The sequence below is a fragment of the Rathayibacter sp. AY1G1 genome (assembly GCF_002932095.1).
In the GTDB taxonomy this organism is placed as follows: domain Bacteria; phylum Actinomycetota; class Actinomycetes; order Actinomycetales; family Microbacteriaceae; genus Rathayibacter.
Genome location: NZ_PSUZ01000007.1, coordinates 72,547 through 86,949, shown reverse-complemented (window position 1 = coordinate 86,949; position 14,403 = coordinate 72,547). Strand labels below are relative to the sequence as shown.

Here is a 14,403-nt window from a genome sequence, read left to right as displayed (position 1 = left end):
CTCTGTCTCGGGAGCCGGCGCCTCAGCGGGCGGCGGACAGACGGGCCAGTCCCTCGTCGAGGGTGACCGAAGGGCTCCACTGCAGATCGGCGCGCGTGCGGCGCTGGTCGAACCAGTGCGCGGTCGAGAGCTGCTCGGCGAGGAAGCGGGTCATCGGCGGCTCGTCGGCGCCGGGCCGCACGGCCCACACGCGCTCGACGAGCGAGCCCGCGGCGCGGGCGACGGAGGCGGGGACGGACCAGCGCGGCGGCTCGACGCCCGAGGCGCGGCAGATCCCGGCGAGCAGCTCGGCGACCGGGCGCGGCTCGCCGTTGGTGACGACGTAGGAGCGGCCGTGCACCTCCTCCGCCCGCCCGAGAGCGGCGACGATCGCCGAGGCGGCGTTGTCGATGTAGGTGGAGTCGATCAGCGCCTGGCCGTGCCCGAGGAGCGGCAGACGGCCGGCGCGCGCCCGCTCGACGATGCGGGCGACGAGCTGGGTGTCGCCCGGACCCCAGACCAGGTGCGGGCGCACGGCGACCACCGCGAAGCCGGGGGCGTCGGCAGCGAGGGCCAGCAGCTCGGCGCGGGCCTTGGTGCGCGCGTAGTCGCCGCGGGCCCGGTCCGGATCGGCGGGTTCGGCGTCGTCGCCGGTGATCGAGGAGCCGGAGTGGGCGACGGAGGGCGACGAGATCTGGACGAAGCGGCTCACGCCGGCGCGGGCGGCGGCGGCGAGCAGACGCCGGGTGCCGTCGATGTTCACACGGTCGAAGTCGCCCGGATCGCCGGCGAGCGAGACCTTCGCGGCGAGGTGGACGACGCCCTCGGCCGCGTCGACGGCCTCCTCGACCGCGCGCGGATCCGTCAGCGAGCCACGCGCCTCCTCGACGCCCGCGACCCCGGAGGGCCGGCGCTGGAAGGTGCGGACCTCGTGCCCCTGGGCGACGAGGCCCGCGGCCACCGCACCGCCGAGCAGGCCGCTCGCGCCGGTGACCAGGACCCTCACGGCGCCACCATCCGGCCGCCGGCGAGCACGCCCTCGGCCCAGCGCGAGAGCGCGGCCCGGTCGATCTTGGAGTTGTGGCGGATGTCGGTGGGCAGCGCCGGGACGACCAGCACCGCGGCGACGGGCCGGTCGACGGCCGCGCGCACCTCGGCGGCGAGGGCCTCCTCGGCCAGCACCACGCGGCGCGCGCCCGAGCGCAGCTCGACCACGGTGACCAGCTGCGCGACTCCGCGCGGGCCGGCTCCGACGATCGCGGCGCGGGCGACCGAGGCGACGCGCGCCTCGATCCGCTGCTCCGGTCCGACCGGCGTGACCACACCGTCGGGCGTGACGACAACGTGCGGCACCCTGCCCTCGACCCAGAGGCGGCCGGCGGAGTCGATCCGCCCGACGTCCCCGGTGCGGTGCCAGCGCTCACCCGGGACGGCGCCGACGCGGGCGGCACGGTCGGTGAGCCAGAGGCGCTCGTAGTGGTCCTCGACGTGACCGGCCGAGACGACGATCTCGCCGGTCGTGCCGGTGATCTCCTCCGGCTCGTCCGCGGCGCGGCCGTCGGCGTCGAGCGGGGCGATCCGCAGCCGGACGCCCGCGGCGGGCACGCCCACGCAGACGCCTCCGCGCGGATCGTCGTCGGACGCGGCCTCGCGGATGCCCTCCAGCGACGCGTCGGTGAGCAGCAGCCCCTCGGTCATGCCGTAGGGAGTGCGAGCGGAGGCGTTCGGCATGAGCGCCTGCGCCTCGCCGAGCAGTCCCGCCGAGACGGGGGCGCCGGCCGAGAGGAAGGTGCGCACGCCGGCGAGGGCGCGGTGGTCGTCAGTGCCGAGCGCGCCGGCGGTGGCCACGACGTTGGCCAGTGCGGCCGGCGAGAGGAACAGCACGGTCGCGTCGACCCGGGCGGCGGCCGCGGCGACGGCGGCCGCGGTGAGCGTCCGGGGCGCGGTGACGTCCATGTCCGGAGTCGCGGAGCGCGTGCCCAGCGCGGGGCCCAGCAGAGCGAACGGCGCGAAGCCCGCGACGAGCCCTGTGCCCGGTCCGATCCCGTACTGGCGGGCGAGCGCGTCGCGGACGCCGGCGAGCTGGCGGTGCGTGTAGACGACGCCCTTGGCGGGGCCGGTCGAGCCGGAGGTGAACAGGATCGCGGCCACGGCGTCGGCGGCGGGCGCCTCGCCCAGCGCCTCCGGGTCGGCGGCCAGCTCGGCGCGGCCGAGCTCGATCAGCTGCCCGAGCGAGGTGTCGACCCCGAGGGCCGAAGCGGAGGCGCGGGGCAGGGTCTGCGTCGAGACCCGGCCGCCGGGCCAGCGGAGGGCCCGCGCGACGGTGAGGCCGGGCAGGGCGCCGACCACCAGATCCGGCCAGGCACCGCGGACCGCGCGGGTGAGACCGCGCAGGCCCAGGCCCGCGTCGGCGACGACCACGACGGCTCCGATGCGCAGGCACGCGTAGAGCAGCGCCGTCAGGTCGGCACCGGGCGGCACGAGGAGCGAGACGCGGTCGCCCGGGGAGACGCCGGAGGCGCGGAGCCCGGCGGCGAGCTCGCGGACCCGCTGCGAGAGCAGGCGCCACGAGACCGAGCGGGGCCCGCCGCCTCCGGGAGGCGCCATCTCGACCAGGGCGAGCGAGTCGTCCTGCGCGTTGCGGTCGAGGTGCGCCCAGAGCGGCTCGACCGGCGCGGTCGGGCGGCGGACGTCGGGGGCGGGGTCGCCGCCGAACGGCTCCTCGCCGTCGGAGAGGTCGCCCAGCCAGGTGAGGACGGCGGACGAGTAGTCGACGTCCTCGGCCACCAGGTGGCCCGCTCCCTCGTAGCGGTGGACCTGCGCGTGCGGGAGGCGGTCGACGAGGTCGTCGAGGTAGCGGTCGGAGAAGATCGGGTCCAGCGGGCCCCAGAGCATCAGGGCCGGCGTCGTCAGGGCGCTGACGCCCTCGGCGATGCGCTGCAGCTCCGGGTCGCTCGGGTGGGCGGAGTCGACCGGGATGTCGGCGACGAAGCCGCCCACTCCGCCGCGGCGCGACGCGGACCGGTAGGGCGCGCGGTACCCCTCCTTCACCGCGGAGGGCAGCGCCGGGTGCCCCAGCGCGAGGGTCGTCTCGAGGAAGGCCGGCGTGCCGACCGTCGAGGCGCCGAGCACACCCGAGGCGAGCGCGAGCCGGAGCGGGGCCGGGATCGGCTCGTCGGCGCTCTGGTGGATCGCGGTGTTCAGGAGCATCGTGGCGCGCAGCTGCTCCGGGTGGTCGACCGCCCAGCCCAGCGAGACGACTCCGCCCCAGTCGTGGCCGAGGGTGACCACGTCGTCGAGGCCGAGCACGTCGGTGAGGTTGGAGAGCTCGCGCACGCGGTCGGCGAGCGTGTGCAGGGCGCCGGTCCGCTCGGAGAAGCCCATCTCGAGCTGGTCGACAGCGACCACCCGCCAGGCGGGGCCTCCGCTGCGGGCCGACTCGAGCGTGGCGGCCGCGAGGCGGCGCCAGAGGTAGGACCAGGTGGGGTTGCCGTGCACGCAGAGGACGGTGCCGACGGGCTCCGTGCCGAGGGCCTCGCCCGTGTCGAGCAGGTGCCAGCGGCGCGGCACGCCCTGGGCGTCCGGAGCGTCGACGAGGCGCGACCACGCGGGATCGAGCCCGTCGAGCCCGGCCGGGGGCAGCTGCGCGGCGGCCGTGGAGCCGAGCGCTCCGCGGATCCGCTCGGCCGGGTGGGGCGCGGTCACCAGGCGATCTCGAGCATCGCGGTGTTGATGCCCGAGCCCACTCCGATGAGCAGCACCCGGTTGCCCGGCTGCAGGGTCTCGGCCTCCTGGGCCAGGGTGATCGGGATCGACGCCGGGCCGACGTTGCCGAGGGTGGGGTAGGTCGTGGGGACGCGGCTGCGGTCGATGCCGACCGCCTTCACCAGGGCGTCGGTGTGCACGTCCGACACCTGGTGCGTGATGTAGCGGTCCATCCCGCTCCAGTTCCAGTCGCGGGTGGCCTCCTTCCACGCCGAGAGGACGAGCTCCATGCCGCCCTTGAGCAGCGCCTTCGCGTCCGTGAACATGCCGTCGACGCTGCCGACGCAGAGCTCGTTGAACTGCGTGGCCGCGCGGGTGATGCCGCCGAGGATGCGGTGGCCCTTGGGGTGCTCGTCGGCCGGGCCGAGGACGGCCGCGGCGGCGCCGGAGCCGAGGGTCAGGCTCGCGAACTCGCTCATGAAGTCCTTGCGCTTGACGCCCTCGCGGCTCAGGCGCTCGATGGTGTTGACCTGGATCTCGTCGGCGTCCTCGCCGTCGATGATGAGCGCGTAGCGGATCTGGCCGGAGTCGATCAGCTGCGCGGCGAGGGTCATGCCGTTGACGAAGCCGAGGCACGCGTTCGCGATGTCGAAGTTGATGGCCGACGAGGGCAGGCCGAGCCCGTGGTGCAGGCGCACGGCGACCGAGGGCTCGAGGTGCTTGCGGGTCACCGACGTGTTGATGATCAGGCCGATCTGGTCGGCGCGGACGCCGGCCTCGGCGAGAGCGCGCTTGCCCGCGTCGATCGCCGCTCCGTCGAAGCCCTGCTCGGTGCCCCAGTTGCGGCGCTCGTGCACTCCGGCGACGCGCTGGAGGAGCCCGGTGGGGAGCCGCAGGCGCTTGAGCGCCGGAGCGAGCCGCGCCTCGATCTCGGCCGAGGTGGTCACGCGCGGAGCCAGCGTGGTCGCGACGGACAGCAATGCGACGTTGCGGTGCGTGGTCGTTGCGTTTCCGTCCAACGGAACTCCCTGTCGAGTTGTCGATCCTGGCATGTGCCTCCGTGATTTTACGCTGTCGTTCAGGCTGCGCTTCCTGGACGCCCGCTGGGCGGTCGCGGAACGCGTCCTCGGCGGCCGGGCGGGGGCTCCTCCCCCGGAACGACGGGCGAGGAGCCGCCGAGGCCACACGCGACGCGCGGTGTCAACCCACCCGCCGGGGCGTCAGGTCCCCATCGCCCACGGCTCGCGATCGCCGCGGAGGCGGGCGGCGAGCGCCATCGCCTGCTCGTCGGTCAGGGTCGCGACGTAGTCGACCACACCGCGCCCCCGGCCGAGCCGCTGCAGCGCGGCCGGGTCGGAGGTCGGCCGGCCGCGCTCGTCCGACGGGAGCCAGTCGGGGTGGTCGGCGCGCAGGCGGAAGTAGCCGTCGGTCGCGAGCTCGATCAGGTCGAGCAGCTTCTGCGGGGCTCGCGAGCCGTCGCGCGGATCCTCGAGCCAGGCGTCGAGGTGGGTCACCAGCGTCTCGAGCACCTGCGACTGGCCGCGCTGGTAGGTGGCGAAGTCCGGCCGGTCGATCACGAAGCGGGTGTGCACGAACTTCAGCACGGCCACGTCGTGCCAGGCGTCGGGGAGGAGGGAGAGGTGGCCCGAGCGCACGTTCGGCTCGGCGAGCACCACCACGGAGCGCTGCAGGCGGCCGATCCAGGAGGAGACGAAGGCCTCGATCGCGCGCTCGGTGCGCGTCGATCCGTCGAACGGGAGCGCGAGGAGCCCCTCGACCAGCTCGGTCGACACCCGCTCCACGGAGGCGCGGAAGTGCTCGTCGCTCGCGATCCACGGGTCGCGGGCCACGAGCCTCCGGCGGAGCATCTCGAGCGAGTGCCCGGGGGCGCGCGCCCACAGCTCCTCGGCGTCGAGGGCGGCGAGCGCGTTCTGCTCGCGGAGGAACGCGCGGAACTCCACGGCGACGGCCGCCTGCTGCAGCACTCCCGCGCGGTAGAAGTCGTCGAGGTCGTGCAGCGAGTAGGCGATGTCGTCGGCGACGTCCATCACCGAGCACTCGAGGGTCTGCTGCCAGGGGGCGATCGCGGCGAAGCCGGAGCGGGCGTCGAGCAGGTCGTCGAGGTCGAGGGTGTACGCCGAGAACTTCGGCGGAGCGGTCTCCCACCGGCTGGCGGTCGAGCCGCGGGGCAGCTCGGTCGGGTCGGCGGAGTCGATGCCGGGGCGGTGGACCGTCCGCCCCCACGGGTACTTGAGCACGGCGGCTCGGGAGGCGGCGGTGAGGTTCAGCCCCACCTCCACCGTCTCGCAGACGTCGAGCTCGGAGAGGATCCGGAACGACTGCGCGTTGCCCTCGAAGCCCTCCGCGAGCCCCAGCCGCTCGCGCGCGAGGCGGTCGAGCGCCTGCTCGCCGAGGTGGCCGAACGGAGGGTGGCCGAGGTCGTGCGCGCTGGCCGCGGCCTGCACGACCACCGGGTCGCAGCCGCCGAGCCGCTCGACCAGCTCGCGCTGGGCGGGATCGGTGGTGGTCAGCTGCATCGCGATCGCGCGGGCGACCGCGGTGACCTTGATCGAGTGCGTGAGCCGGTTGTGCACGACCTGGCCGACGCCCGAGGGCGAGATGACCTGGGTCACCGCGGAGAGGCGGGCGAAGTAGGGCGAGAAGCGGATCCGCTCCAGGTCGACGCGGTACTCGGGGTACTCCTCGCCGGTGGCGAACCGGTCGACGGGCTCGGGGATGCGCCGGTCGCGGCGGTGGTCGTGCGGGGCCGAGGCCCGCGGGGCCGTCGTCTCGGGGAGTGCCGGCTCGCTCATGGCTTCACCCTAATCAGGGGCGCGGGGGCGGAGGGACCGCGCCGCTCCGGCGGTCGGCGTCGCTCCTCCGGTCGGCGTCGCTCCTGCGGCGAGACACCGCGTCCGCCGGCGAGGCACCGCGGGGACGGCGGCGCCTCGGGGAGCGCACGAACACCTCGGCGGTCCGGTGGGCGAGGCCGGCGCCTCGGCGGACGCCGGGACGCCCCGCGGCAGCCCGGCCGACGGGCGAACAGAAGACGGGGGGCGCGGACTCCCGTCAGGCGGACTGCTCGCGCGGAGCGACGGCGAGGTGCACGGCCGCGGCGACGACCGCGCCGAGGACGTAGGCCGCGATGTCGAGCCAGGAGAAGGTGGTGCCGACGACGAGGCGGAGCGGCGCCCACAGCTCGACCAGGCGCGCTGCGACTCCGATCGCCTGCAGCTGCTCCATCGCGATCGACCAGGCCAGCGCGATCCCGGCAGCCGTCACGCCCGGGATGCGCGGCAGGAGCACCGCGATCAGCAGCGCCACCAGGACGACGTAGGCCACTCCGCCGGCGAGGTCGGCGAGCAGCCCAGTGAGCACGAACCGCAGCGCCAGGCCCAGGCCGAGCACGGCGACGGCCGCGAGGGCGAAGCGGAACCGCGCCTTCACCGGTCACGCTCCTCGAGGGCGCGCTGGAGGCGGTCGAGAGCGAGGAGGAACGTGCGGTCGTCGGCCACGCGCCAGCCGAGGGCGGCCGGGGCGGCGACGACCAGGGGCACGAGGACGGTGCGCGGGCGCCGCCTCGCCGCACGCAGGACGGCGGAGGCGGGCGGCGGCGCGAGGACCGCCAGGACCAGCGCGCGGACCCGGTGGGCACCCGAGGGCGAGGTGCCGACGCCCACCGAGACGATCCGATCCCACTCGGCGATGCGCAGGGCGTCCGCGCGCTCGGCGGCGAGCTCGAGTCCGTCGCGGCCGACGGCCAGCACTGCGGCGGCGGCGGCCGGAGCGGCGGAGGCGGGTGCCGCGATCCGGCGCAGCGCCCGGGCGAGCTCGGGAGTGCGCAGGACGGCGAACCCCTCGGTGACCGCGGCGAGCGCCGCCAGCCGGCGCTGCCGCTCCGGGGCGGCCTGGCGGACCCGGGCCCGGACGGCGGCCGGGGCGGGCAGGGGCGCGGCGAGCAGCGCCGTCGGCTCGAACCGCGTGCGCGGGGGCAGCGGGACCGCCGGCGGCGTGCGCGGCGGGGGCTCGCCCCAGTGCGGCGTCGATGCGGGATCCATGCGCCCCTCCCTCCTCGCGCGGCTCCGAGCCGCCCCTGAGATCATCCCTCCTCCGCCCTCCCGCCTTGCCGAGAGGGCCCGGCGGGCTTACCATGGAGTACCCCCCGGGGGTATGCCGCGACCGGCGTGCCGACCGGACGCCCACCGGGCCGATCGACCGGATCGGACCGGACGCACCACACAGGAGGACCCATGAGCACCAGGATCGACCTCGGCCTGACCGCGAGCGGATCGACGGGAGGGTGCGGCTGCGGCGGAGGCGGCGCCTGCGCGTGCGGCGGCCACGGCGGCGCCGGCCGCTCCGACGCCGGCCACGCGGCGCAGGGTTCCCTGTCGGCCGCGTCCGTGCAGAGCTTCGGCGTCGCGGGCATGACCTGCGAGCACTGCGTCCGCAGCGTCACCGAGGAGCTCGCCGCCTACCCCGAGGTCTCGGCGGTCGACGTGTCCCTCGCCCCCGACGGGGTCTCGACCGTCACGGTCGGCTCCTCCCGGCCGCTCGGCCGCGAGGAGATCGCCGCCGCCGTCGCCGACGCGGGCTACCGCCTCGCTCCCCTGAGCTGACGTGGCCGAGACCACCGGCACCCCGCTCGAGCTCGCCATCGGAGGGATGACCTGCGCCTCCTGCGTCGCGCGGGTCGAGAAGCGCCTCGACGCGCTCCCCGGCGTCCACGCGACCGTCAACCTCGCCCTCGAGCGCGCGACGCTGACCCTCCCGCCCGGCACGACTCCGGCCGACGCGATCGCCGCCGTCGAGGCCGCGGGCTACAGCGCGACGGTCCCCTCCACCGGCGAGGCGGCTCCCGCGGAGGAGCAGGAGGAGCAGGAGGAGCAGAGCGACGACGACCGCGAGCGGCGCGCCCTGCGCACCCGGCTCCGCGTCTCCGCCCTGCTCGCCGTACCGGTGGTCCTGTTCTCGATGATCCCGCCACTGCAGTTCGCGAACTGGCAGTGGCTGTGCCTCGCCCTCGCCTCGCCGGTCGCGGTCTGGGGCGCGCTCCCCTTCCACCGCAACGCCTGGCGGGCGCTGCGGCACGGCTCCACCACCATGGACACCCTGATCAGCCTCGGTGTCAGCGCCTCCTTCGCCTGGTCGGTCTGGGCTCTGTTCCTCGGCGACGCGGGGCGGCCCGGCATGAGCATGCCGTTCGAGCTGCTGGGCAGCCGCTCCGGCCACGACGAGATCTACCTCGAGGTCGCCGCCGCCGTCCCCGTCCTCGTGCTGGCCGGCCGCTACCTGGAGGCGCGGTCGAAGCGCGACGCCGGTGCGGCGCTCCGGGCGCTCCTCCGCCTCGGCGCGAAGGACGCCGTGCGCGTCGCCGCCGACGGACAGGAGGAGCGCGTGCCCGCGTCCTCGCTCGCCGTCGGCGACGTCCTCCGCGTGCGCCCCGGCGAGACCGTCGCCGCCGACGGCACCGTGCTCGAGGGCTCGAGCGCGATCGACGCGAGCATGCTCACCGGCGAGAGCGTGCCGGTCGAGGTCGGCCCCGGCTCGACCGTGACCGGCGGAGTTCTCAACGCCCACGGCCTGCTCACCGTCCGCGTCGACCGCGTCGGCTCCGAGACCACGCTCGCGCGGATGGGCCGTCTCGTCTCGGACGCGCAGGCCGGCAAGGCGCGCATCCAGCGGCTCGCCGACCGCGTCTCCTCCGTCTTCGTGCCGGTCGTGGTGGTGCTCGCCCTGGCCACCCTCGCCGGCTGGCTGATCGCCGGCGCCGACCTCGCCGCCGCCGTCTCTCCCGCCGTCGCCGTCCTCGTCGTCGCCTGCCCGTGCGCGCTGGGCCTGGCCACCCCGACCGCCGTCCTCGTCGGCACCGGCCGCGGCTCCCAGCTCGGGATCCTCCTCCGCGGGCCGGAGGTGCTCGAGGCCGGGCGCCGGATCGACACGGTCGTGCTCGACAAGACCGGCACGCTCACCACCGGCGCCTTCCAGGTCGTCGAGTCCAGCGACGACGAGAGCCTGCGGATGCTCGCCGCCGTCGAGCGCGGGTCGGAGCATCCGCTCGCCGCAGCGATCGTGGCCGGGGCCGCGCACCTCGACGTCCCCGAGGCGACCGGATTCCGCTCCAGCACCGGGTTCGGCGTGCGCGCCCGGGTCGAGGGCCGCCTGGTCGTCGCCGGCCGGCTGCGCTGGCTGGAGGAGCAGTGGGGCTTCGCGCCGGGCGGTCTCGCCGAGCGCGCCGAGCGAGCGACCGCCGAGGGCGGCACCGTCGTCGGCGTCGGCTGGGAGGGGGCGCTTCGCGGCTTCGCGGTCCTCCGCGACGAGCCGAGGCCGGAGGCGTCCCGCACCGTCCGCGCCCTGCGCGAGCGGGGCCTGCGGGTGATGGTGCTGACCGGCGACAACCCGCGGGCGGCGCAGGCCGTCGCCTCGGCCGTCGGCATCGACGAGGTCGTCGCCGAGGTGCTGCCGGAGGAGAAGCTCGCCGTGATCGAGCGCCTCCGTGCGGAGGGCCGCCACGTCGCCTTCGTCGGCGACGGTGTGAACGACGCCGCCGCGCTGGCCGCCGCGGACGTGGGGATCGCGATGGGCGCCGGATCGGACGCGGCGATCGAGGCGAGCGACATCACGCTCGTCGGCGACGACCTCGGCCGAGTGCCCGACGCCCTGCGCCTCGGGCGCCGCACCCTCGCGGTCATCCGGGGCAACCTCTTCTGGGCCTTCGCCTACAACGTGGCCGCGATCCCGCTCGCGGTGGCCGGACTCCTGGGGCCGCTCGTGGCCGGCGCCGCGATGGCGTTCTCGAGCGTCTTCGTCGTGCTGAACAGCCTGCGGCTGCGGTCGTTCCGCTGAGTCCCGGCGGGCCGTCCGGAGTTCCCTCGCGGAGCTCTTGACGGCCCGCCCGCGGATGGCGAGGGTGAGCGCATGAGCCTCTTCATCACCTGCCCGGTCGACGACGTCGAGCGCGCCACCGCCTTCTACACCGCGCTCGGCTGGACCCTGAACACCGAGATGTCCCGCGAGGACGTCTCCTGCTTCGCGATCGGTCCCGACACGTCCGTCATGCTGGCGAGCCGCGCCATGTACGAGAGCGTCGGCGCCACCGAGGAGCTGATCGGCGCCCCCGGCACCCCCTCGAAGGTGACCGTCTCGTTCGACCTCGACAGCCGCGCGGCCGTCGACGAGCTCGTCGAGCGGGCCGCCGCCGCGGGAGGCCGGATCGGCGACACCGACGACTACCCCTTCATGTACCAGCGCCAGTTCGACGACCTCGACGGCTACCACTACTCCCCGTTCTCGATGAAGCCGGGCGGCGACGCGGCGGAGTGACGGGGCCGCGCGGACTCACTCCGCGTGCCGCAGGCGGTGCCGCCGGACCGCGGCCCGGTTCGCGCAGCGGACGGAGCAGTACCGCTGCCGGCCGTTCCGCGTCACGTCGACGACGACGTTCCGGCAGTGGTCGCCCGGCGCCCGACCGGCCTCGCACCGCAGGAGGCGGCTCATCCCCCGGGTCGTCAGGTGCAGCGCCGTGCCCACCGCGATGACGGCGTGGAGGACGTGCGCCAGGGACTGGTCCTGGTCGCGGTAGTGCAGGTGCCAGCCCTCGTCGTCGTGGTCGGTCAGGCGCGGATACGCGGCGATCGCGGCCATCTGGCGGTTCAGCGACGTCGCCCGGTCGCTCGGAGTCGGCGCGTCGACCACTTCCAGCCACTCGTCGATCACGTCGCGCGTCCGGGCGTGGTCGTCCGGGCCGGACTCGAAGGCCATCGTCATGCCGTATTCGCGCGTTCGAGCCTCGATGCCCTCGCGGTCGGACGGCCAGTCGTTCGCGAGGGAGGCGGCGAGCAGGACCGCGTACTCGCCGTAAGGGTTGAGCTGCATAAGACCATGACAGCACAGTGGCTCCCATGCGCACCTCCACACCCTCCCCGCACCCCTCCGAGCCGCTCGCCCCCGCCGTCGATCCGCACGAGCACGGCTGGACGACCGAGTCGGCCCACCGGACCAGCGAGGGCGTCGTCGTGTACGTCCGCTGCGTCGGCTGCGGGACGCGGCGCGTGGACGTGCGGACCGGGCACCAGGATCCCCCTGCCGCTCTCAGCCGCGTCCTGCCCGCCTCCGACCACCGCTCGCGGGGTGGAGCAGCGAGCGGCCGCGGGAGGATGAGGGCATGATCGCCGACCTGACCCTCCCCTGCGACGCCGGCCCCGAGGAGAGGAGCCTCCTCCTCCGCCGCGCGGTGCTCGACGACCTCCCCGCGCTCGTCCGGCTCCTCTCCGACGACCCGATCAGCGCCGGGCGCGGAGACGTCGCCGCCGAGGAGGACGGGGCCGCCTACGAGTCCGCCTTCCGGAGCATCGCGCAGGACCCGGGCAACGATCTCGTGGTCGCGATCGACCGCACCGGAGCCGTGGTGGGCACGCTGCAGCTGACCGTGATCCCCGGGATGGCGCGCCGCGGCAGCTCCCGCCTGCTCGTCGAAGCGGTCCGGGTGGCGAGCGCCGAGCGGTCGGCGGGGATCGGCACGGCCCTGATGCGCTGGGTGCTGGACGTCGCTGCGATCGAGCTCCGCACGCCGCTCGTCCAGCTGACCTCGGACGCCGCCCGCACCGACGCCCACCGCTTCTACCTGCGCCTGGGCTTCGTCGACTCGCACGTGGGCTTCAAGCGCCGCGTCGAGCTGCCGGGCTCGTAGCGGCGGTGCGGGCAGCCCGTCCGGACGCCTGATCGGCGTGTCCCCGCAAGCACGACCGGCGCAGGAGGGGACGCCCCGAGCGGAGGCCCGGACGGCACTGCTCGCCTCTCCCCGGCCGACGTGATTGGCTGGCCCGATGAGAACCGAGACCCGTCAGGGCGTCCCCCTCCTGCTCCTCGACGACGACGGAGGCGCGCTCTCGACCCCGGACGACGCGATCGCGCTGATCGGCGAGACCTACGGCGGCGACGTCGAGACGATCGTGGTGCCCGTCGGCCGGCTCGACCCCGAGTTCGTCCGCCTGCGCTCCGGCATCGCCGGCGAGTTCGTGCAGAAGTTCGTCTCGTACGGCAAGCGGCTGGTGATCCTCGGCGACGTCAGCGGGCCGGTGGCGGAGTCGAGCGCGCTGCAGGCCTTCGTCGTCGAGTCGAACCGCGGCGACCACCTCTGGTTCGCCGCCGACCTCGAGGCGCTCGACGCCCGCCTCCGCAGCTCCGGCACCGCGACCGAGCCCGGCGCCGACGGCGGAGTGGAGCCGACGCCCGGCCCCGCCCGCTGATGCCCCTGCTCCAGCCCGGCCCCGACGGCTCTCCACCCGAGGTCGACGGTCCGGTCCGCCTCCTCCTGCTCGCCGACACGCACCTCCCGAAGCGGGCGAAGGCCCTCCCGGACGAGGTGTGGCGCGCGGTCGACGAGGCCGACCTGGTCGTGCACGCGGGCGACTGGGTCGACGAGGCGACACTGGACGCGCTGGAGGAGCGGGCGGCGCTCCTGCTGGCCGCGTGGGGCAACAACGATCCGGAGCCGCTGCGCGCCCGCCTGCCCGAGGTCGCGCGCGCCCGCGTCGCCGGCCTCGACGTCCGCGTGGTGCACGAGACCGGAGCGGCGACCGGCCGCGAGACCCGCGCCGACGCCGCCCATCCGGGTGCCGACGTGCTCGTCTTCGGGCACAGCCACATCCCCTGGGACACCGTCTCCCCGGCGGGTCTCCGCCTGCTCAACCCGGGCTCCCCGACGGATCGGAGGCGCCAGCCGGCCTGCACCTTCCTGACGGCCATCGCCGACGACGGAGTGCTCCGCGACGTGCACCTGACCGCCCTGCCGCTCCGGGCACGAACCATTCCCGGCGGCGGCGCAAGGGGGTCACAGAGCATTTAGGTCGGCCTAAGCTCACCTGGATGAGCAGCTCACACGACCACCCCGACTCCGCGCACCTGCGCCCGGAGGGTCTCGACGACGCCACCGTGGCGGCGCTCGGGAAGCTCTCGGAGGCGCTCGAGACGGTCGAGCACGCCCGCGGTCTGCTCTACGGCTTCCACCGGCTCACCGGCGCGGCCGACCTCGCTCTGGGCGAGGCCGTCGACGCGCTGCGCGAGGCCGGCCACGCCGCGACCGCCGAGCGGATCGAGGCCGAGCTCGTCGGCCGCAACGTCATCGAGGGGCGCTGGACCTTCCAGATCGTCGAGGACTACGACGACACCTACTACGCCGCGTTCCGGGAGCAGGAGCGCGCCGCGCGCGACGAGCTCGCAGGCGGACGCCGCCACCTCTTCGAGTCCGAGATGAAGGAGGACCGCCGCTCCGGCGGCCGCCGCCACCACGAGTCGCGCCCGGAGGCGGGCTCGTGAACGCCGTCATCCGGATGCACGCCTCGTCGCTGCGGGTCAAGGCGGTCACGCCGGGCCGCGGCGGACGCGGCACGCCTCCCGAGCCCGAGGCGACGATGCGGCGCACCACGCTCAGCATCGACGGCCGCCGCTTCCTCCTCGCCGTCTCCCTCGACACCGAGGAGCTCGAGAAGCGCCTGGTCGAGGCCGTGCGCAACCGCGGCGACATGGTGAGCTTCACGGTCGCCGGCGAGCGGGAGGTCTGCGTGCTGGTCTCCCCGGGCGTCGCGGTCATCCTCGAGCACGAGGACGTCCCGGTCGAGGATCCCGACGCCGAGGACGCGCCGATCCTGTACGACGACGTCGAGTACCTGACCTGATCCGTCGGCGGCCGGTCCCGGCCGCCGGTCCGGGCGCGGCCTC

General features: G+C 75.4%; 16 protein-coding genes. 9 read left to right on the top strand and 7 right to left on the bottom strand.

Annotation, left to right across the window (positions count from 1 at the left end; all coding sequences use genetic code 11):
* Positions 1-22: 22 nt before the first annotated feature.
* The 6 genes from C5C36_RS05650 to C5C36_RS05625 form a co-directional block, all read right to left on the bottom strand.
* The gene (locus C5C36_RS05650) at positions 23-985 is read right to left on the bottom strand and encodes an NAD(P)-dependent oxidoreductase (protein ID WP_104224184.1); all 963 of its coding nucleotides are present in this window, start codon (positions 983-985) and stop codon (positions 23-25) included.
* Positions 982-3,684: an alpha/beta fold hydrolase gene (locus C5C36_RS05645; RefSeq protein ID WP_258072207.1), complete on the bottom strand. Its 2,703-nt coding sequence runs from the start codon at positions 3,682-3,684 to the stop codon at positions 982-984. The genes C5C36_RS05650 and C5C36_RS05645 overlap by 4 nt, the downstream gene beginning before the upstream one ends.
* Entirely contained in the window at positions 3,681-4,736 is a 1,056-nt protein-coding gene (locus tag C5C36_RS05640; RefSeq protein ID WP_104225938.1) for a 3-oxoacyl-ACP synthase III, read from the bottom strand. Before C5C36_RS05640 ends, C5C36_RS05645 begins: the two co-directional genes overlap by 4 nt.
* A gap of 168 nt (positions 4,737-4,904) precedes the next feature.
* Positions 4,905-6,497, bottom strand: a complete 1,593-nt coding sequence (locus tag C5C36_RS05635; protein WP_104224182.1) for a deoxyguanosinetriphosphate triphosphohydrolase family protein — start codon at positions 6,495-6,497, stop codon at positions 4,905-4,907.
* Positions 6,498-6,753: 256 nt separating this feature from the next.
* On the bottom strand, positions 6,754-7,131 hold the full coding sequence (locus tag C5C36_RS05630; RefSeq protein ID WP_104262387.1) for a DUF2809 domain-containing protein: 378 nt from the start codon (positions 7,129-7,131) through the stop codon (positions 6,754-6,756).
* Entirely contained in the window at positions 7,128-7,742 is a 615-nt protein-coding gene (locus C5C36_RS05625) for a hypothetical protein (protein ID WP_104262386.1), read from the bottom strand. The genes C5C36_RS05630 and C5C36_RS05625 overlap by 4 nt, the downstream gene beginning before the upstream one ends.
* Before the next feature lie 192 nt (positions 7,743-7,934).
* Between C5C36_RS05625 and C5C36_RS18000 the strand changes: the two genes are divergently transcribed.
* From C5C36_RS18000 to C5C36_RS05610, 3 genes are all read left to right on the top strand, one after another.
* Positions 7,935-8,303, top strand: a complete 369-nt coding sequence (locus C5C36_RS18000; protein ID WP_104233449.1) for a heavy-metal-associated domain-containing protein — start codon at positions 7,935-7,937, stop codon at positions 8,301-8,303.
* A gap of 1 nt (position 8,304) precedes the next feature.
* Complete coding sequence (locus C5C36_RS05615; RefSeq protein ID WP_258068953.1) at positions 8,305-10,530, top strand: cation-translocating P-type ATPase; 2,226 nt, start codon at positions 8,305-8,307, stop codon at positions 10,528-10,530.
* Positions 10,531-10,602: 72 nt separating this feature from the next.
* Positions 10,603-11,007: a VOC family protein gene (locus C5C36_RS05610; protein WP_104247008.1), complete on the top strand. Its 405-nt coding sequence runs from the start codon at positions 10,603-10,605 to the stop codon at positions 11,005-11,007.
* Between the two features lie 15 nt (positions 11,008-11,022).
* Here the strand turns inward: C5C36_RS05610 and C5C36_RS05605 are convergent, their stop codons facing one another.
* The gene (locus C5C36_RS05605; protein ID WP_104262385.1) at positions 11,023-11,559 is read right to left on the bottom strand and encodes a CGNR zinc finger domain-containing protein; all 537 of its coding nucleotides are present in this window, start codon (positions 11,557-11,559) and stop codon (positions 11,023-11,025) included.
* Between the two features lie 26 nt (positions 11,560-11,585).
* Between C5C36_RS05605 and C5C36_RS05600 the strand changes: the two genes are divergently transcribed.
* The 6 genes from C5C36_RS05600 to C5C36_RS05575 all read left to right on the top strand — a co-directional run bounded on the left by C5C36_RS05600 (position 11,586) and on the right by C5C36_RS05575 (position 14,360).
* A complete protein-coding gene (locus C5C36_RS05600) occupies positions 11,586-11,852 on the top strand; it encodes a hypothetical protein (RefSeq protein WP_104247006.1) in 267 nt (88 codons plus the stop codon).
* A complete protein-coding gene (locus C5C36_RS05595) occupies positions 11,849-12,373 on the top strand; it encodes a GNAT family N-acetyltransferase (RefSeq protein ID WP_104262384.1) in 525 nt (174 codons plus the stop codon). Before C5C36_RS05600 ends, C5C36_RS05595 begins: the two co-directional genes overlap by 4 nt.
* A gap of 136 nt (positions 12,374-12,509) precedes the next feature.
* Positions 12,510-12,932, top strand: coding sequence for a DUF4180 domain-containing protein (locus tag C5C36_RS05590; RefSeq protein ID WP_104262383.1), 423 nt, complete (start codon positions 12,510-12,512; stop codon positions 12,930-12,932).
* Positions 12,932-13,531 (top strand): metallophosphoesterase, encoded by a 600-nt coding sequence (locus C5C36_RS05585; protein WP_104262382.1) that lies wholly within the window; start codon positions 12,932-12,934, stop codon positions 13,529-13,531. Before C5C36_RS05590 ends, C5C36_RS05585 begins: the two co-directional genes overlap by 1 nt.
* 20 nt (positions 13,532-13,551) lie before the next feature.
* On the top strand, positions 13,552-14,001 hold the full coding sequence (locus tag C5C36_RS05580) for a hypothetical protein (protein WP_104224173.1): 450 nt from the start codon (positions 13,552-13,554) through the stop codon (positions 13,999-14,001).
* Positions 13,998-14,360, top strand: coding sequence for a hypothetical protein (locus tag C5C36_RS05575; protein ID WP_104224172.1), 363 nt, complete (start codon positions 13,998-14,000; stop codon positions 14,358-14,360). The genes C5C36_RS05580 and C5C36_RS05575 overlap by 4 nt, the downstream gene beginning before the upstream one ends.
* The last annotated feature ends 43 nt before the right edge of the window (positions 14,361-14,403 follow it).